Source organism: Citrobacter sp. MNAZ 1397 (assembly GCF_023613995.1).
Taxonomy (GTDB): Bacteria; Pseudomonadota; Gammaproteobacteria; order Enterobacterales; family Enterobacteriaceae; genus Phytobacter; species Phytobacter ursingii.
Map to the genome: position 1 here is coordinate 911,475 of NZ_JAKIVH010000001.1, position 17,574 is coordinate 929,048.

18 protein-coding genes are annotated in these 17,574 nt (G+C 52.4%); 10 read left to right on the plus strand and 8 right to left on the minus strand.

Annotation, left to right across the window (positions count from 1 at the left end; all coding sequences use genetic code 11):
- Window position 1 precedes the first annotated feature (1 nt).
- Genes L2097_RS04155 through L2097_RS04170 form a run of 4 tightly spaced genes read left to right on the plus strand, consistent with a single transcriptional unit; the run spans window position 2 to window position 2,260 of the window.
- Window positions 2-823: an amino acid ABC transporter ATP-binding protein gene (locus L2097_RS04155; RefSeq protein ID WP_250352181.1), complete on the plus strand. Its 822-nt coding sequence runs from the start codon at window positions 2-4 to the stop codon at window positions 821-823.
- Entirely contained in the window at window positions 823-1,578 is a 756-nt protein-coding gene (locus tag L2097_RS04160; protein WP_142518124.1) for an amino acid ABC transporter permease, read from the plus strand. Before L2097_RS04155 ends, L2097_RS04160 begins: the two co-directional genes overlap by 1 nt.
- Complete coding sequence (locus L2097_RS04165; RefSeq protein WP_250352182.1) at window positions 1,568-1,744, plus strand: hypothetical protein; 177 nt, start codon at window positions 1,568-1,570, stop codon at window positions 1,742-1,744. Before L2097_RS04160 ends, L2097_RS04165 begins: the two co-directional genes overlap by 11 nt.
- Window positions 1,745-1,753: 9 nt before the next feature.
- Window positions 1,754-2,260, plus strand: coding sequence for an ABC transporter permease subunit (locus L2097_RS04170; RefSeq protein WP_250353129.1), 507 nt, complete (start codon window positions 1,754-1,756; stop codon window positions 2,258-2,260).
- On the opposite strand, the gene L2097_RS04175 is transcribed toward L2097_RS04170, so the two are convergent.
- The 3 genes from L2097_RS04175 to L2097_RS04185 form a co-directional block, all read right to left on the minus strand.
- Window positions 2,243-2,689, minus strand: coding sequence for a DUF441 domain-containing protein (locus L2097_RS04175; protein WP_041851670.1), 447 nt, complete (start codon window positions 2,687-2,689; stop codon window positions 2,243-2,245). The genes L2097_RS04170 and L2097_RS04175 overlap by 18 nt on opposite strands.
- 115 nt (window positions 2,690-2,804) lie before the next feature.
- A complete protein-coding gene (locus tag L2097_RS04180; RefSeq protein ID WP_250352183.1) occupies window positions 2,805-4,844 on the minus strand; it encodes a glycoside hydrolase family 31 protein in 2,040 nt (679 codons plus the stop codon).
- A 16-nt stretch (window positions 4,845-4,860) separates the two neighbouring features.
- A complete protein-coding gene (locus L2097_RS04185; protein WP_250352184.1) occupies window positions 4,861-6,195 on the minus strand; it encodes a glycoside-pentoside-hexuronide (GPH):cation symporter in 1,335 nt (444 codons plus the stop codon).
- Window positions 6,196-6,506: 311 nt separating this feature from the next.
- On the opposite strand from L2097_RS04185, the gene yoaI reads away from it, so the two are divergent.
- Window positions 6,507-6,617: a small membrane protein YoaI gene (gene yoaI, locus L2097_RS25675; protein ID WP_277922270.1), complete on the plus strand. Its 111-nt coding sequence runs from the start codon at window positions 6,507-6,509 to the stop codon at window positions 6,615-6,617.
- Window positions 6,618-6,645: 28 nt separating this feature from the next.
- Here the strand turns inward: yoaI and L2097_RS04190 are convergent, their stop codons facing one another.
- From L2097_RS04190 to yeaG, 3 genes are all read right to left on the minus strand, one after another.
- The gene (locus L2097_RS04190; protein ID WP_047369916.1) at window positions 6,646-7,146 is read right to left on the minus strand and encodes a YbaK/prolyl-tRNA synthetase associated domain-containing protein; all 501 of its coding nucleotides are present in this window, start codon (window positions 7,144-7,146) and stop codon (window positions 6,646-6,648) included.
- A gap of 294 nt (window positions 7,147-7,440) precedes the next feature.
- Window positions 7,441-8,724 (minus strand): YeaH/YhbH family protein, encoded by a 1,284-nt coding sequence (locus L2097_RS04195; protein ID WP_047369917.1) that lies wholly within the window; start codon window positions 8,722-8,724, stop codon window positions 7,441-7,443.
- Window positions 8,725-8,925: 201 nt separating this feature from the next.
- Entirely contained in the window at window positions 8,926-10,860 is a 1,935-nt protein-coding gene (gene yeaG / locus L2097_RS04200) for a protein kinase YeaG (RefSeq protein WP_085006506.1), read from the minus strand.
- Between the two features lie 434 nt (window positions 10,861-11,294).
- Between yeaG and L2097_RS04205 the strand changes: the two genes are divergently transcribed.
- Together L2097_RS04205 and L2097_RS04210 are read left to right on the plus strand one after the other, a co-directional pair.
- Window positions 11,295-12,041 (plus strand): MipA/OmpV family protein, encoded by a 747-nt coding sequence (locus L2097_RS04205; protein WP_047369919.1) that lies wholly within the window; start codon window positions 11,295-11,297, stop codon window positions 12,039-12,041.
- Between the two features lie 91 nt (window positions 12,042-12,132).
- Window positions 12,133-12,990, plus strand: coding sequence for an aldo/keto reductase (locus L2097_RS04210; protein WP_250352185.1), 858 nt, complete (start codon window positions 12,133-12,135; stop codon window positions 12,988-12,990).
- Window positions 12,991-13,035: 45 nt separating this feature from the next.
- Here the strand turns inward: L2097_RS04210 and L2097_RS04215 are convergent, their stop codons facing one another.
- Both L2097_RS04215 and gapA read right to left on the minus strand, forming a co-directional pair.
- The gene (locus tag L2097_RS04215) at window positions 13,036-13,920 is read right to left on the minus strand and encodes a D-hexose-6-phosphate mutarotase (RefSeq protein WP_142518129.1); all 885 of its coding nucleotides are present in this window, start codon (window positions 13,918-13,920) and stop codon (window positions 13,036-13,038) included.
- Between the two features lie 199 nt (window positions 13,921-14,119).
- Window positions 14,120-15,115 (minus strand): glyceraldehyde-3-phosphate dehydrogenase, encoded by a 996-nt coding sequence (gapA, locus tag L2097_RS04220; RefSeq protein ID WP_047369922.1) that lies wholly within the window; start codon window positions 15,113-15,115, stop codon window positions 14,120-14,122.
- Window positions 15,116-15,457: 342 nt separating this feature from the next.
- On the opposite strand from gapA, the gene msrB reads away from it, so the two are divergent.
- From msrB to L2097_RS04235, 3 genes are all read left to right on the plus strand, one after another.
- Window positions 15,458-15,871: a peptide-methionine (R)-S-oxide reductase MsrB gene (gene msrB / locus L2097_RS04225; protein ID WP_047369923.1), complete on the plus strand. Its 414-nt coding sequence runs from the start codon at window positions 15,458-15,460 to the stop codon at window positions 15,869-15,871.
- Between the two features lie 40 nt (window positions 15,872-15,911).
- On the plus strand, window positions 15,912-16,190 hold the full coding sequence (locus L2097_RS04230) for a YeaC family protein (RefSeq protein ID WP_250352186.1): 279 nt from the start codon (window positions 15,912-15,914) through the stop codon (window positions 16,188-16,190).
- 308 nt (window positions 16,191-16,498) lie between these two features.
- Window positions 16,499-17,572, plus strand: a complete 1,074-nt coding sequence (locus tag L2097_RS04235) for a zinc-binding dehydrogenase (protein WP_047369925.1) — start codon at window positions 16,499-16,501, stop codon at window positions 17,570-17,572.
- Window positions 17,573-17,574: the final 2 nt, after the last annotated feature.

Consider the following 17,574-nt stretch of genomic DNA (forward strand, 5'->3'; position numbering starts at 1 on the left):
TATGTTGGCAGGTCTCTTTTCTACCTCCGTGGCGCAGGCCCCGGAGGCTTTTCCCGTGCAAAAAGGAACGGTGGAGTTTCGCCAGGCCAGCAAAAGCTATGGCGATCATCGTGTGTTAAACGCTATCGATTTGCAGGTTGCGGCAGGGGAAGTCATTGCCGTCTGCGGGCCTTCCGGCTCTGGCAAGTCGACGCTGATCCGTCTTATCAATCAACTGGAAACCCTGACCAGCGGCGAAATTCTGGTGGACGGCAAACCGACCAGCCAGCTTAAGGGGCGTGAATTGCGTAATTTGCGCCGACAGGTCGGTTTTGTGTTCCAGCAATTCAACCTTTATGCGCACCTGAACGCGCTGGAAAATATCACCCTCGCATTGACCCGTATCCATGGCAGGTCAGCAGCAGAAGCGAAAAAAATTGCTCTGGAACTGCTGGACCGTGTCGGACTGCGTGACAAAGCCAGTCACTACCCCGCACAGCTTTCCGGCGGCCAGCAGCAGCGGGTGGCGATTGCCCGTACGCTGGCGGCTGGGCCACATATCATCCTGTTTGATGAACCAACCTCGGCGCTCGACCCGGAGATGATTGGCGAAGTGCTGCAAGTGATGAAATCGCTGGCTCATAGCGGGATCACCTTGATCGTCGTGACCCACGAAATGCAATTTGCCCGGGAAATTGCGGACCGGGTGATTTTTATCGATGGGGGCGAAATTCTAGAGCAGGCTGCACCGGAGGCGTTTTTCACCGCGCCACAGCATCCGCGCGCCCGGCGCTTCCTGCAAAAAGTGCTCAATCCGCTCCATGCTGACGGCAAGGAGCTGTAATGGGGATTCATCTCGACTGGGCGGGCGTCTTTACCGGCCAACCCGCACAATGGCTCACGTCGGGTTTTCTGACCACCATCTGGGTTACGGTGACTGGGGTTATCCTGGCGACTGCCATGACGGTATTGCTACTGGCCCTGCGTCTGGCAGGCGGGAGAGTGGGGCGAGCGGTAGTGGCGGGGTGGGTTTCGCTGTTTCGCAATACGCCATTGTTGGTGCAACTCCTGTTCTGGTATTTCGCCGCATGGAACGTACTGCCCCTGGCATTTCGTCAGTACGTCAACGATGACCACGCCTTTAGCATTCTGCCGGGAGATGTCTGGTGGTTTACCCCGGAATTTCTCTCTTCGGCCTGGGCGCTGGGGTTATTCACCGCGGCGTTTCTGGTCGAAGAGATCCAGGCCGGATTGCACGCCGTACCGCGTGGGCAAATCGAAGCCGCAAAATCACAGGGCTTTAGCGATCTGGCGCTGTTTCGCTGGGTGCTTCTGCCGCAGGGGCTGGAGAACGCCTGGCAGCCGGTGGTGGGGCAGTATCTGAACCTGATGAAGCTCTCGTCGCTGGCAACCGGCATTGGTTTTGCTGAACTCACTTATCAGACCCGGCAAATTGAAAGCTTTAATGCCCATGCGCTGGAAGCCTTTACGGTGGGAAGTGTGCTGTATCTGGCGCTGGGGCTGGTCATGAGTCTGCTGTTTAACCTGCCGCGCGGATGGCGAGCAATGGCCCGCAAGGAGGCGCACCGTGATCGATAATATCACCGTGATCACCGATAACCTTGGTTATCTGATGCTGGGGCGTGCCGCACAGGGCGAACCGGGTGGCGTGCTGTTATCGGTGCTGATGACCCTGGGGGCCGCCGTGCTGGCGTTTCCCGGCGGCGTGTTGCTTGCCTGCTGCGCGTGGCGTTTTGCGGGCTAGCCGCGCAAGCTGCTCTTTCTGTGGGCAGAGTTGATTCGTGGGATCCCGCTGATTTTTGTCATCTTCTGGCTGTGGTTTTTGCTGCCGTGGCTCACTGGCGCCGACTTGCCGGGGGCGGTGACCGTCACCCTGGCGCTGGCGTGGTTTACCTCCGCATCGGTAATGTACTCGACGCTGGCGGCGCTTAACGCGTTACCGAAGGGGCAATATGAGGCGGCGATAAGCAGTGGGTTTGGCAGCCTGGACATCCTGCGTCTGGTGCTGCTACCGCAGGCGTTACGTAATGCCATTCCGTCTTACATTGGTTTGCTTATCGCCCTGCTGAAAGACACCTCACTGGCGTTTATCGTCAATGTGCCGGAGTTGACCACGGTCGCCGGGCAGGTGAATAACCGGGTGCAGGTGTACCCGGCGGCCCTGTTTATCTTCACCGGTCTGGTCTATTACCTGCTGTGTACCTTACTGGAGTTTGGGGTAAAACGCTGGCAGAGGCGGCATTTACTGCCGACCAATTAGCAGCGAAACCAGACCTGCCGCAATCAGTGGCCCTACCGGTACGCCCCGGAACAGGGCCACACCCAATACGGTTCCCACCAGAAGGCCTGCCACCAGCGATGGCTGCGCGCTCATCAGCGTCACTCCACGGCCCCCGAGCCAGGAGACAAACACCCCCACTGCAATGGCTATTAATGATTTCCAGTTGAGAAAAGAGCTAATCAGCGTTGATGGCGGCAGTGAACCGCTGGCGATAGGGGCCATCACCCCGATGGTCAGAATGACAATGCCGAGGGTCAAACCCTGTTTTTCGACCCACGGAAAGTAAGCATTGAGCGGTGTGATACGAATAATGATCAACACCATAACGGCAACCGCAACGGTGGTGTTGTGGCTAAAGAAGCTCAGCGCCACAAGGCCAATGAGGATAAAGAGAGTGGTATCAAACATGGAGAGTGTTTCGTTCCTTGCCAGTGAAAAGATAAGCCTGCTTACATTACTTTACGCGGATAGGCATTGTTAAGCAGGCTTTTTATAACGAAACCCTCATTTTCAGGCATTTGCATCAGGCGTCAGGCAACATTCCTGTTGCTTTACTGCCTTCACGAATAAAGACCGGAATCGTCTCCAGCCCGGCGTCCACGGTCATTCGCTGCTGGCCTTGATAGCGTTCACCGTTCAACGCTACCCAACCGTGATTGCCTGGCAACCAGACTTCACGTTGGCGTTGCCCTGCGTGCAGAATCGGCGCCACCAGAATGTCCTCGCCAAACAGATACTGATCTTCCACCTGCCAGCTTTGCGGCTCATCCGGGTAGTGCCAGAACAGCGGACGCATCAGCGGATCGCCATGCTGGTGGGCATTAGCGAATAGCGCATCCACATAGGGGCGCAGCTTTTCACGCACGGATAACCAGTGTTGCATGATGGCGTAATTCTCTTCGCCGTAGCTCCACAGCTCATTAGGCGAACCGCTGTTGCATTGCGGGATACCGTTACGGTAACTTTCCGGCGGCTGGATTTGCGGTTCACGGTAGCCGTGCATACGCAGTACCGGGCAAAAGACCGCCCACTGGAACCAGCGGATCAAAAGTTCGTGGAAAGCGGAGTCGTTGACATTCCCGCCCTGGAAACCGCCAATATCGGTCGTCCACCAGGGGATCCCCGACAGCCCCATATTTAACCCGGCAGCAAGCTGGTTACGAAATGCATGGAACGAGGAATGCACATCGCCGGACCATGCCAGTACGCCAAAACGCTGGCTGCCCGCCCAGGCGCAGCGCACAAGGTTAATGATCTCGCGCTCACCGCAGGTCTGCAGGCCGTCATAAAAGCCCTGGGCAAAATCGCGAGGATACTGGTTGCCCACTTCCAGCACCGGCCCGGCGTGATAGCGGTAGTTATCAAAATCGTAGGCGCGGTACTCCGGTTCGGCCTCATCCAGCCAGAACAATTTAATGCCCAGATCGTAATAGTTTTTCTTCACCGTTTCCCAGACAAATGCCCGGGCCTGGGGATGTGTGGCATCGAAGAAAGTGGTGTTGCCCATAAAGTCGAGATTAACCTGTACCCCGCGATCGCTGGTCACCAGCAACCCCCTGGCCTTCATCACCGGAAAGAGCGGGCTACGCGCTTCCACTGTTGGCCAGACGGAAACCATCAGTTCAATGCCCATCGATTTCAGCTCGTCCACCATTGCCTTCGGATCCGGCCAGTCCACCGGGTCAAAACACCATGTCCCCTGATTCGGCCAGTGGAAGAAGTCGATGACCATCACCGACAGCGGCAGATGGCGGCGGCGGTACTCACGAGCCACCTCCAGCACCTCCTGTTGAGTGCGATAGCGCAGTTTGCACTGCCAGAGCCCGCTGGTGAATGCCGGTGCAGGCGGCGGCGTCCCTGTGGCTTTAGCGTACTGGCGGGTAAGCTGTTGAACACTGTCAGCTGCGGTGATCCAGTAATCCATCTCTTGCGTGACGCGGGCAAGCCAGATGGTCTGGTTTTTTGCGAAGTTCGCTTCACCAATCGCCGGGTTATTCCATAACAGGCCATAGCCGAGGCTTGACTGCATAAAGGGGACGCTGGCCTGCGAGTTACGCTGCGCCAGCTCCAGCGCACAGCCTTTCAGATCCAGCCATGGCTGCTGATATTGCCCCATGCCATAAATCCGCTCCTCCGGGCGTGATTCAAAACGGACGGTAAGCTGATACTTGCCGCCTGGCAGCGGTTTAAATTCGCGGCCATCAAGTTTCAGGGCGCTGATGTATTTATCCTGGCTTTTTTCACTGGCGCCGATACCGACAGTAGAGCGTTGCCGCCACATCTCTTCGAGCAGTAATTCGCCGCGTTGGTTGTAAAACGCCAGTTGCCCTTTCAGATTAAGCACTGCGGTAATGTTACCGTTGCGCAGCGTCAACTGTTCCGCGCCTGCGGTTATCTGCGGCTCACAGGTCTGTGGCGGCAACAGGGCGTGCGGATTGTCGCTAAACGTCGGGGCGCAGGTGGCGCGCACGCGCAGGCTGTGTTCTCCCCAGGCTTCGATACGCAGGATCTGACGCTCAAAACGCCATTCAATGCTGTCCGGGTGTTGAATAAGTTCGCTCATGGGTAATACGTCCTTTTTACGAGAGACTGTGACGGGCAAGGTTGATAGATTTCATGGTGTTATCGTCGAGCTTGTACCAGCGCAGGGTGGCGAAAGCGGCCAGCGACAGCAGCCCCGGCACCACGGTGAAGAGGGCGACGATGCAGTACATGGCAACAGATGTCTGCTGTGGGGCGTTGGCGATATACCCGCTTAGCCCTAACGTCCAGCCGACAATAGCGCCGCTGATGGCCATGCCGAGTTTCAGGACTGCAAGGAAAGTTGAGAAAATCACGCCGTCCATGCGTTTACCCTGCAGCCATTCGCCATAGTCGGCGACGTCTGCCATCATGACCCACATTAGCGTGGTCGTGGCCTGGTAGAGGGTGGATACCACGAAGGTCAGCGGCACCAGCACGTATATCGATTTTGGCGCGAAGAAGAGGGCGATACTCAGTACACCAGCAAGGACGGCACAGTAACCGAACATCTGTACTTTGCTAAAATTGCGGGTCAGTCGTTTTGCCAGCGCGCTGCCTGCGGCCTTACCCAGAATATGCGCGCCAAGCATCCACATAAAATAGCTGGCGCTGCCCAAATAATAGGTGACGAAATACATCATCGCGCCAAGGCGAATAACCCCAAAACCGATATTGGTAATCACCAGCACAGAGACAACGCGCCATTGATCGTTGCGTAATAAGTCGCGTAATTCGCCGAGATAATTGTTGTGGGTCGCTGGCGCTTTAATTCTCTCACGTGTATTCGCAAAGCAGATCCAGAACATGATAACGGCAGCGCTGGCCATTATCGCCATCGCCCAGCGATAGCCTGATAATTTATCCTCACCGCCGAGATATTGCGCCAGCGGCATCATAAAGAATGTCGACATGGCGCCGCCAAGAGTGGCTAAAAAGAAACGATATGACTGCAGCGAAATACGATCTTCATTATTGGGGGTAATGACCGCGCCCATTGAGCAATAGGGAATATTGATCGCCGTGTACATCAACATCATAAAGGTATAGGTGATTGTCGCGAACACCATTTTACCGGTAAGGGTTAACGATTCAGGCACGGCGTAGGTTAGCAGGCAACTGACGCCAAAGGGTAACGCCAGCCACAGCATCCATGGGCGGAATTTCCCCCAGCGTGAATTTGTGCGGTCGGCAAGATAACCCATCGCCGGGTCAATAATGGCATCAGCGGTACGGGCCAGTAAAAACATGGTGCCAACAAACGCGGCGGGTAATCCAACAACATCGGTGTAATAAAATGTCAGAAATATAATGACATTATCCAGCCCAACATGGCTGGCCATATCACCGAGTCCATAACTGATTTTTTCTTTACGGGTGATCGTTAAATTCATTGTATTCACCTGGGTTTGTAAGGTTATTTCAGGGGTGCGCTACGGAATAAGGGTGTTGCAATATTGTATTTATAACAATTGCGAGATTTGTCATCGGAATTACGGAAACTACTTTTCGTGATACCGGTAACAATTTATTGAACGGACACTGAAAAGCATTATTTTGCCTTGTGTTTTTAACGTGCTGATAAGCAAGCGGCAGGAATCGTTTCAGCGCCGGGAAATTCATCTGAATAACCCAAAACTGTCATCGAATTGTCACCCGGTAACATTATGAATAAGGGAACCGGGCTAAAAGAGGCAGGTTACCCATGAACGATTTTATACTGACAGATGGCGTTATCATCACCTCGTCATTTATTGCCATCATGGTGGTGCTGGTGGTTTCCGTTCTTGCGCTGGAAAAAGCGGGCTGGCCCTGAGCATACAGGCAGGGAGCCCGCATGGTAGTTAAGTCTCGCGACGAAACTCAACCAGTTCAGGACGCGCAATGCGTAAATAATCTTGCGTGTTGAGAATGATCGACTTTTCGAGCAGGCCTGCATTGAAAGCAATATCTTCGTAGCGGTCAAAAAGGAGCGGGTCTGCCACCAGGTTCAACGATGGATGAAAACTGAACGGCGGAATAGCGCCGAAGACACAGGCTGTCAAATCATCCACCTCGACCGGGCTCGCCAGCGATGCCTTATTCCCGCCAAAATGTTCCGCAAGCCTCGATAAATCAGCCTGCTGATCGGCCGCAAGGATCGCCAGCACATGCATCTTCACGCCGTTGCCTTTGATTTTACACACCAGTGCTTTAGCCCCTTGCCCAAGCGCAGTACCACGAATCTCGCTAACAGCCTCACATTTGCCGGAGGCTTCGTGTTCGACCAGACGATAACGCGCCTGGTGCTGCTCCAGCAGTTCAAGTAGATGGTGATGGATATTTCGACTGGCAATTTCGGACATCGTCCCTCCTTAACGGTAATAAGCACCCGGCAAGAATAGTCCAGCTACGCAGGGATGAAAATAAAAAAGCCGCCCGGAGGGCGGCCCAAAGTACAAGCACGACTACAACGCTTTATGTGTACTGTTTAAAAAACGACGCTCGCAAGGAACGAAGTAAGAATCGAGTTTGTCTGGTGAGTAATATGCCATATTCGCCGTGAGACAAGAGGGCGAATAGCTGCATTTTTGTACCGTAATTTGCCCGTTTGCGGCGAGGAGAAAAAAGCCAGCGTGGGGCGCTGGCTTTCAATATCGCTAATTACCAGAGGAGGCATTCTGCTTATGGAAAAGCTCGCGGAATACCGGGTAGATATCTTCCTGATCGCGGATATGCTGGATGGCGAAGTTATCAAACATGGTCTGCAGATGTTCATATTCGCGCCACAATGTCTGGTGCGCGCGGCGTGTTATCTCGATATAGCTGTAGTAACGCACCACTGGCAGAATTTTCTTCGCCAGAATTTCATGGCATAACGGGGAGTCATCGGCCCAGTTATCGCCATCCGATGCCTGAGCAGCATAAATATTCCATTGTGCCGGGTCATAACGCTCTTTCACCACTTCATCCATCAGTTTCAGTGCGCTGGAAACAATCGTACCGCCCGTCTCTTGCGAGTAGAAAAACTCATGCTCATCGACCTCTTTCGCCTGGGTGTGGTGACGGATATAGACGACCTCTACGTTTTTATAGGTTCTGCTCAGGAACAGATAGAGCAGGATATAAAAGCGTTTTGCCATATCTTTTGTCGACTGGTCCATGGAACCGGAGACGTCCATCAGACAGAACATCACCGCCTGACTTGAAGGCTCCGGGCGTTTTTCATAATTTTTATAGCGTAAATCGAAGGTATCGATAAAAGGTACACGTTCGATTTTTGCGCGTAGTTCGGCAATTTCCTTGCGCAGACGCTCTTCTTCAAGCAACTGGGCCGGTTCGCTTTTCTCGACAATGTCCAGGCTGCTTTCCAGTTCACGTAGCTGACGACGCTTGCCTGCTGTCATCGCAGTACGGCGCGCCAGTGAGTTTTGCAGTGAACGCACGACGCTGATATTAGCGGGAACACCGTTCGCCGTGTAGCCGGCACGGTGGGTCTTAAATTCATTAAGCTGACGCTGCTGGTTCTTTTTCAGATTTGGCAACGCCAAATCCTCGAACAGAAGATCGAGGTACTCATCTTTCGAAATCTGGAAAACAAATTCATCCTGGCCTTCGCCGTCAGCGCTGGCTTCGCCCTGACCGCTGCCACCACCGCCACCGCCGCCCTGAGGGCGCTCAATGCGGTCGTTTTGCACAAAATGATCGTTGCCCGGATGCACGCGATGGCGCAAACCGCCGCGTCCCTGATGAAACATCGGTTCGCTGATGTCTTCGTTCGGGATGGAGACGGATTCGCCATTCTCCACGTCGGTGACCGAGCGCTTATTGATGGCTTCGGAGATCGACTGTTTTATTTGCGCTTTATAACGGCGTAAAAATCGCTGGCGGTTAACCGTGCTCTTGTTTTTACCGTTAAGACGCCGGTCTATGAACCAGGTCATAAGTCCCTCCCGTACTGCATTTGCCAACTCTATCCTTCGTTCTTCGCGCCGCAGGTGTTGACGGCTTTCGTCTACCCGATGCATGACCCATGCCGGTCTATCGGGAACTGCTCGCTTGCCAGCTTCCTGTGCCACAAAAAACAAGGATACGCACAGATTATTCAGGCCCGGTCAGCGCTACGCTGCCGGGCCATATTGGCTTTATGATGATTTACGTACACGCAGATACCATTCGCACAGCAGGCGAACCTGTTTGCGGGTATATCCTTTCTCCATCATACGATCGACAAAGTCATCGTGTTTTTTCTGCTCGTCGGTTGAGGTTTTGGCGTTAAACGAAATAACAGGCAGTAATTCTTCGGTATTCGAGAACATTTTTTTCTCGATGACCGTGCGCAGTTTTTCGTAGCTGGTCCAGTTCGGGTTACGGCCGCTATTGTTAGCACGGGCACGCAGTACGAAGTTGACTATCTCGTTACGGAAATCTTTCGGGTTACTGATCCCGGCCGGTTTTTCAATTTTTTCCAGCTCAGCATTCAGCGATTCACGGTCAAACAGCTGACCGGTATCCGGATCGCGGTATTCCTGATCCTGAATCCAGAAATCGGCGTAGGTAACATAACGGTCGAAAATATTCTGCCCGTATTCCGAGTAGGATTCGAGGTAGGCCGTCTGGATCTCTTTGCCGATAAATTCGGCGTATTTCGGGATTAGGTAGCCTTTCAGGAACTCAAGGTAACGCTCCGCCTGTTCTTGCGGGAACTGTTCACGCTCAATCTGCTGCTCCAGGACGTAAAACAGATGAACCGGGTTTGCCGCCACTTCCGCATGGTCGAAGTTAAACACGCGGGAGAGGATCTTAAACGCGAAACGCGTGGACAGGCCGTTCATCCCTTCGTCCACCCCGGCGTAATCACGATACTCCTGGTAGGACTTGGCTTTCGGGTCTGTATCTTTCAGGCTCTCACCATCATAGACACGCATTTTCGAGTAGATGCTGGAGTTTTCCGGCTCTTTCAGGCGCGACAAAATCGAGAAGCGGGCCAGTGTTTCCAGCGTACCAGGGGCGCATGGCGCGCTGGTCAGCTCACTGTGGTTAAGCAGTTTTTCGTAAATTTTGATCTCTTCGGAGATCCGCAGGCAATAAGGCACTTTGACGATATAGACACGGTCAAGGAACGCCTCATTGTTTTTGTTATTACGGAACGTGACCCACTCTGATTCGTTGGAGTGCGCAAGGATGATGCCATTAAAGGGCAGGGCAGAAATCCCCTCGGTACCGTTGTAGTTACCTTCCTGGGTAGCGGTCAGCAGGGGGTGCAGTACTTTAATGGGCGCTTTGAACATCTCAACGAATTCCATAATGCCCTGGTTAGCACGGCACAGTGCGCCGGAATAACCATAAGCATCAGGATCGTTTTGCGCGTGGTTTTCCAGTTTACGGATATCCACTTTACCTACCAGTGCAGAGATGTCCTGGTTGTTCTCATCGCCCGGTTCTGTTTTGGCGATGGCAATCTGTTCAAGTACGGATGGCCAGACTTTGACCACGCGGAATTTGGTGATGTCACCGCCGAAATCATGCAGGCGTTTAGCCGCCCACGGCGACATGATGGTGCCGAGGTAACGACGCGGAACGTTGTATTCCTTTTCCAGAATTTGCGCGTCTTCCTGGGGATTAAACAGGCACAGCGGATGGTCATTTACCGGGCTACGTTCGCCATTGGCGCTCAATACGTAGATCGGCACCCGCTGCATTAAGGATTTCAGGCGTTCGGCGAGCGAGGATTTACCGCCACCGACCGGGCCGAGCAAATACAGGATCTGTTTCTTCTCTTCCAGACCCTGGGCGGCGTGTTTGAGATAAGAAACAATTTGCTCGATTGCTTCTTCCATGCCATAGAACTCTTCAAATGCCGGGTATCGTCCAATAACTCGGTTCGAAAAGAGACGGGAAAGCCGTGGCTCCTGGGCAGTATCCACCATCACTGGCTCACCAATGGCCATCAGTAGCCTTTCTGCCGCGTTAGCGTAGGCACTGCGGTCTTGCCGACAGATGGTAAGAAATTCCTGCAGTGTGAACTCTTCGTCCTTGGCAGCTTCATAGCGCTGGCGGTAGTGATCGAATATATTCATGGCATGCCGTCCTTTCGTTTTTTAGCACAGGTAAAGAGCCGTTCATATGAATAGTAGAGGCTCCCGGAAGCGTTAACTGAACGACGCTAAGAGTCATACAGCAACCCTCATGCCAGGTTGCATGTCATTAACAAAATGCGGGTTCGTTAAATCGTCTTCTTATATTTAAGCGTAGATGGCATTTGCAAAACTTGCATGCCGCCTAAAACTAATTTCAATGACATATCAATAACTCATCCATAAAAGCTTTCTTTTGTGATAAGCCTTCCACTCTCAAATCACAGCGGCTTCATAAAACAGTAAGCCCCCTGTCATATACAGACCACAGGCTATAGGGTTTAGTTTTGTAATGATTAAGTAAAAAAATTTGGGATGACTGTCCTGGACGGTTAAACTTCACTCCGCCGATTATTGACTACAGGAATTAATGGACTGTGATGAAACTCAAACTCCTGGCACTGGGCGTGCTGATCGCTTCTTCTACATTTGCTGCCAGCGCCGAAAGCAATTTCTCCCTGGGCGCGGGTGTGGGCGTGGTAGAGACGCCGTATAAACAGTACGACAATAAAGCCTATCCGATTCCGGTTATTACCTATGAAAGCGATGACTTCTGGTTTCGTGGTTTAGGCGGTGGCTACTACCTGTGGAAGGATCAGGCCGACCAACTCTCTGTCTTCGCTGCCTACTCGCCCTGGAGCTTTAAGCCGGGTGACAGTGACAATAATCAACTGCGTCAATTGAATAAACGTAAGTCAACCGCAGTGGCGGGGCTTTCTTATATCCATAACACCGAATATGGCTTTCTGCGTACGTCACTGGCAGGCGATGTGCTTGATAACAGTAATGGTGTGACATGGGATTTGGCCTGGTTGTATCGCTATACCAATGGTGGTCTGACGCTGACGCCGGGCATCGGCGTTGAATGGAACAGCGATAATCAAAACGAGTACTATTATGGTGTATCGCGCGCGGAATCGCGTCGCAGCGGCCTTAATAGTTACGATCCGGACAATGGCTGGAGCCCTTACCTGGAACTTACCGCCAGCTATCGTTTGACAGATAACTGGAGTGTTTACGGCACCGGGCGCTTCACCCATCTGTCTGATGAAATCAAAGACAGTCCGATGGTGGATAAATCCTGGGCCGGATTGTTATCCACAGGGGTAACGTATCGTTTTTGATTGTGCTTTTTTATAGTGCAATCTGTGCATCAAAACAGGGCTATTGGCCCTGTTTTGCTTTACGGTGGTGCATTTAGCGCAGGAGGATGATATGGCTCAGAGAAATGTAGTCTTCGCGGGCGAAGTGGCGCTGCCTGCTATTGGTCAGGGTACCTGGTATATGGGGGAAAATGACCGTCAGCGCAGTAAAGAGGTGGATGCACTACGGGCGGGCATTGACGCGGGGCTCAGGCTCATCGATACGGCGGAAATGTACGCAGACGGTGGGGCAGAAGAGGTGGTTGGTGAGGCACTCCAGGGGGGCTTACGCGACAACATCTATCTGGTTTCGAAAGTCTATCCATGGAATGCCGGCGGTAAAAAGGCGATTGCGGCCTGTGAGGCCAGCCTGCGCCGTCTGAAAACCGACTATCTGGATCTCTATCTGCTGCACTGGCGTGGCAATTTCTCGCTGGCCGAAACGGTCGATGTGATGGAGACCCTGATTGAACAGGGCAAAATCCGCCGCTGGGGCGTATCGAATCTCGACTATGCCGATATGCAAGAACTCTGGCAGGTGCAGGGTGGTAAAGCCTGTGTGACCGATCAGGTGCTTTACCATCTGGGTTCGCGCGGGATCGAATATGATCTGCTGCCCTGGTGTCAGGAACAACAGATGCCGGTAATGGCTTATTGCCCTCTGGCACAGGCTGGTCGCCTGCGGGACGGATTGATGAATAACAGCGTGGTGACCGATATTGCCCGCGCCCACAACGCGACGGCGGCGCAAATTCTGCTGGCATGGGTTATTAGTCACAAAGGGGTGATGGCGATTCCAAAGGCGGGCACTGTGGCGCATGCGCAGGAAAATGCCGCTGCGTTGGATATTACCCTGACGCAAGAGGATCTGGGACGCCTGAATGACGCATTTCCGGCGCCGGGCCGTAAAACACCGCTGGACGTGGTGTAATAAAGGAAAGGGTCTCTCTCCCGTGCGGGGAGAGAGACTGAAGCATTAGCGTTTGATGACGCGAATCGTCTGAGACAGGCGAGACGGTTTTTCTTCGGTGGTTTTTTGCGGCGCGGTCGCGCAGGCAGACTCAACGCAGACAAAGGTTTTATAACCATCATCCGGCATATCGGTCATGCTGGCGGAGAGTGCCGGACCCGGGTTCCATGCGACCACATTTTTATGATGATGGTGGATCACTTCAATGGTGCGGTTCAGCGCACTGTCATGAATCACGCTGCAGGCTTCCGGGTTCAGATAGACGCGATCGGTACGATCCGGGAAGGTCTGCACGCCATCGGTCAATGCATCTTCTTGCGCGTTGTTCACTTTATCAATAAAACGATCGCCCAGGCCGCTGACTTTTACAGCATGGATATCGCCAACGTTGAAATAGGTATGCAGTGCTGAGGTGGTTTCAAAATCACCGTGCGCTTCCAGTTCGATTTCGCACGTTTTACCCAATTTATAGCGGGCAAACAGCGTGAACTCATGCGGCCAGTATTGGCGGGATGCTTCGCTGCTGTGCAGCTCAAATGTCAGCACAACGCCATTGTCGTCTTCATTATGTGCTTTCAGTGTCCATGCCAGATTACGGGCGAAGCCGTGAGCAGGCAGACCCTGTTGCGCTGCCGGACCAAACCAGGGCCAGCAGATCGGTACGCCGCCGCGCAGCGCTACGCCGTTTTTGAACGGCGTGTTGCCGCTCAACCACAGTGCTTCGTCTTCACCCTGCGGTTTCCAGGAGAGCAGATGCGCCCCCTGCAAAGCAAAAGAGGCTTTAACTTGTGGGTGATCGATAACGATAACCTCCAGTTCATCCATCAGGCGGCGAGAGAGGGTGGAGGTAATTTGTTCAACAACCGGGAGAGCAAAAATTTTGTTTATCATGGTGCAATCCTTCGTTTAGCAAGACACAAAATCATGAAAGCTGCATCAGGACGGCAAGTCTGGGGGAGAGCCGGGAACACAGACGTTTCTGTGGCCAGTATCCGCGAGCAGCGCCAGTGAGGAAGCAGCTTTCAGGATGACGCGAAACATAAAAAAAGGCGACCGAAGTCGCCTTTATAGATCAATTTCTCATCCCAACTTATTTGGAGATGTGAGCGATCAGGTCCAGAACTTTGTTAGAGTAGCCGGTTTCGTTGTCGTACCAGGATACCAGTTTCACGAAGTTGTCGTTCAGTGCGATACCTGCTTTAGCATCGAACACGGAAGTGCAAACTTCGCCGTTGAAATCGGTAGAGACAACGTCGTCTTCGGTGTAACCCAGAACGCCTTTCATTGCGCCTTCAGAAGCCGCTTTGATTGCTTTCTTGATTTCTTCGTAGGACGCTGCTTTTTCCAGACGAACGGTCAGGTCAACAACAGATACGTTCGGAGTCGGAACGCGGAACGCCATACCAGTCAGTTTGCCATTCAGTTCCGGCAGTACTTTACCTACAGCTTTAGCTGCACCGGTAGAGGACGGGATGATGTTCTGTGCTGCGCCACGGCCGCCGCGCCAGTCTTTGTGAGACGGGCCATCAACGGTTTTCTGAGTAGCGGTAGTCGCGTGAACAGTGGTCATCAGACCTTCGATGATGCCGAAGTTGTCATTGATAACTTTTGCCAGCGGTGCCAGGCAGTTAGTGGTGCAGGATGCGTTAGAAACGATGTCCTGGCCAGCATAAGTTTCGAAGTTAGCGCCACGAACGAACATCGGGGTGTTGTCTTTGGAAGGACCAGTCAGAACAACTTTTTTCGCACCAGCAGTGATGTGTTTACGTGCAGTTTCGTCGGTCAGGAAGATACCGGTAGCTTCTGCTACTACGTCAACGCCGATTTCGTTCCATTTCAGGTTAGCCGGATCTTTTTCAGCAGTAACACGGATGGTTTTGCCGTTAACAACCAGATGGCCGTCTTTGACTTCTACGGTACCGTTGAAACGGCCGTGAGTAGAGTCATATTTCAGCATGTAAGCCATGTATTCTGCGTCTAACAGATCGTTGATACCAACGATTTCGATGTCAGAACGTTCCTGAGCAGCACGGAAAACAATGCGACCGATACGGCCAAAACCGTTGATACCTACTTTGATAGTCATATATTCCACCAGCTATTTGTTAGTGAATAAAAGGTTGGCTGTAAAATTACAAAAACCTTACGCAGCGTCAAGCGGAATCGTGTCAATCATTGCGACAAATCAATCCTCCGCATAACCTTTGTTCGACTGACTCGTCTCACTCTTCCTATGAGCATGCTCCCCTTATGGGGACGCCGCCCCGAATTTTAAAGGTCATGCAGGATAAAAATGTGAGAGTGATCACAATTACCCGCCCGGGAATTCGCAGCAAGTAAGTTTAGATCAAAAGTTATCACTTCATTGTTAATGTTTTGTTAGAATCGAAGGGAAGTTGTACGAATTCTTACCGCGAGATGTGAGCCTATGACGACGAAATCCTCTCAGGATGACCTGAAACAAAATCTGACAGAGATGCAATTCTATGTGACGCAAGATCACGGTACCGAACCGCCTTTTACAGGTCGTCTTTTACACAACAAGCGTGAAGGCGTGTACCACTGTCTGGTATGCGACGCGCCGCTGTTTCATTCGCAGACCAAATATGATTCAGGTTGCGGCTGGCCGAGTTTTTTCGAGCCGGTAAGTGAAGAGTCTATCCGTTACCTTAATGATTACTCGCACGGCATGCAGCGCGTTGAAATTCGTTGCGGTAATTGTGACGCGCATCTGGGACATGTTTTCCCGGATGGACCACAACCGACCGGTGAACGTTATTGCGTAAATTCCGCCTCTTTGAGTTTTACCGACGATGAAAACGGCGATCGGACTCAGGGATGAGGAATCGATTCAGCTATTATTCCACTGGAGTTAATTTAGCATGGATTTCGAACAAGTCATTAACAGTATGACGCCGGACATCTACCAGCGTCTGGTTACCGCTGTTGAATTGGGCAAGTGGCCGGACGGTGTTGCGCTGACGGTGGAACAAAAAGAGAACAGCCTGCAACTGGTCATGCTTTGGCAGGCCCGCCATAACACCGACGCGCAACATATGACCATCGACACCCACGGACAGATGGTGATGAAGAGCAAGCAACAACTGAAAGAAGACTTTGGTATTGCGCCGAAGCCGATTGCGACGCTGAAAATGCAATAACACCCTTGATAAGCGGCGAGGCCATAGCGCTTCGCCCGCATTTTTGTCCTTCCTGTTTTACCCTCCTTTTCACTCCTTACTTACTCTTGATGGCCTCGTCGCAAAAATCTGTTTTTTCCACACATTAATCTGTTTTTATTAATCTGTTGATTTTAATGAGTTTTGTTGATTCTTCGTGCCCGCATTTGTGATCTGCGTTGGGTAATACAGAATAAAATCTGTGTTTAGCAGATTTAAAGTTGACTTCAAAAATGCATGGCGCGAATAATATCCTCACTGAAACAGATGAAATCACTGAGGAGCAAGCGATGAAAGCATTAGCGCGTTTCGGCAAGGCATTTGGCGGTTACAAGATGATTGACGTACCTGAGCCTGTGTGCGGCCCGGATGATGTCGTCATTGAAATCAAAGCCGCAGCGATCTGCGGTGCGGATATGAAACATTACAAAGTCGACAGCGGTTCCGATGTTTTTAACTCAATCCGCGGCCATGAATTTGCCGGACGCATCTGTAAAACCGGGGCAAACGTGAAGGACTGGAAAGTCGGCCAGCGCGTAGTGTCCGATAACAGCGGCCACGTCTGCGGCGTGTGTCCTGCCTGTGAACAAGGTGATTTTCTGTGTTGTACAGAAAAAGTGAACCTTGGTCTTGATAACAACACCTGGGGTGGCGGTTTTTCGAAATATTGCCTGGTGCCCGGTGAGATCCTGAAAATCCACCGTCGCGCACTGTGGGAGATCCCGGAAGGCGTCGACTACGAAGAAGCGGCAGTTCTCGATCCTATCTGTAATGCTTATAAATCTATCGCCCAACAATCCAAATTCTTGCCCGGCCAGGACGTTGTGGTCATCGGTACCGGACCGCTGGGTCTGTTCTCTGTCCAGATGGCGCGCATTATGGGGGCGGTCAACATTGTGGTCGTCGGGCTGGATGAAGATGTTGATGTTCGTTTCCCGGTAGCCAGAGAGCTCGGCGCAACGGCGGTGGTCAACGGTTCGAAAGAAGACGTTGTTGCCCGTTGCCAGGAGATTTGCGGCAAAGATAACCTCGGGCTGGTGATTGAGTGCTCAGGGGCCAATATCGCGCTGAAACAGTCCATCGAAATGCTGCGACCGAATGGGGAAGTGGTGCGCGTAGGTATGGGCTTCAAACCGCTCGATTTCTCTATTAACGACATCACTGCATGGAACAAGAGCATCATTGGGCACATGGCCTATGACTCCACCTCCTGGCGCAACGCCATTCGCCTGCTGGCCTCCGGTGATATTCAGGTGAAACCGATGATCACCCACCGTATTGGGCTGTCAGAGTGGGAAAAAGGCTTTGACGCGATGGTCGATAAAACGGCAATCAAAGTCATCATGACCTACGACTTCGATTGATA

Excerpts from the sequence above, each read along its gene's own strand:
- L2097_RS04180 (WP_250352183.1), bottom strand. The coding sequence starts at position 4,844 with ATGAGCGAACTTATTCAACACCCGGACAGCATTGAATGGCGTTTTGAG.
- yoaI (WP_277922270.1), top strand. The coding sequence starts at position 6,507 with ATGAACGATTTTATACTGACAGATGGCGTTATCATCACCTCGTCATTT.
- L2097_RS04235 (WP_047369925.1), top strand. The coding sequence starts at position 16,499 with ATGAAAGCATTAGCGCGTTTCGGCAAGGCATTTGGCGGTTACAAGATG.
- L2097_RS04155 (WP_250352181.1), top strand. The coding sequence starts at position 2 with ATGTTGGCAGGTCTCTTTTCTACCTCCGTGGCGCAGGCCCCGGAGGCT.
- yeaG (WP_085006506.1), bottom strand. The coding sequence starts at position 10,860 with ATGAATATATTCGATCACTACCGCCAGCGCTATGAAGCTGCCAAGGAC.
- L2097_RS04190 (WP_047369916.1), bottom strand. The coding sequence starts at position 7,146 with ATGTCCGAAATTGCCAGTCGAAATATCCATCACCATCTACTTGAACTG.
- msrB (WP_047369923.1), top strand. The coding sequence starts at position 15,458 with ATGACGACGAAATCCTCTCAGGATGACCTGAAACAAAATCTGACAGAG.
- L2097_RS04175 (WP_041851670.1), bottom strand. The coding sequence starts at position 2,689 with ATGTTTGATACCACTCTCTTTATCCTCATTGGCCTTGTGGCGCTGAGC.
- L2097_RS04185 (WP_250352184.1), bottom strand. The coding sequence starts at position 6,195 with ATGAATTTAACGATCACCCGTAAAGAAAAAATCAGTTATGGACTCGGT.
- L2097_RS04215 (WP_142518129.1), bottom strand. The coding sequence starts at position 13,920 with ATGATAAACAAAATTTTTGCTCTCCCGGTTGTTGAACAAATTACCTCC.
- L2097_RS04195 (WP_047369917.1), bottom strand. The coding sequence starts at position 8,724 with ATGACCTGGTTCATAGACCGGCGTCTTAACGGTAAAAACAAGAGCACG.
- gapA (WP_047369922.1), bottom strand. The coding sequence starts at position 15,115 with ATGACTATCAAAGTAGGTATCAACGGTTTTGGCCGTATCGGTCGCATT.
- L2097_RS04160 (WP_142518124.1), top strand. The coding sequence starts at position 823 with ATGGGGATTCATCTCGACTGGGCGGGCGTCTTTACCGGCCAACCCGCA.
- L2097_RS04210 (WP_250352185.1), top strand. The coding sequence starts at position 12,133 with ATGGCTCAGAGAAATGTAGTCTTCGCGGGCGAAGTGGCGCTGCCTGCT.
- L2097_RS04230 (WP_250352186.1), top strand. The coding sequence starts at position 15,912 with ATGGATTTCGAACAAGTCATTAACAGTATGACGCCGGACATCTACCAG.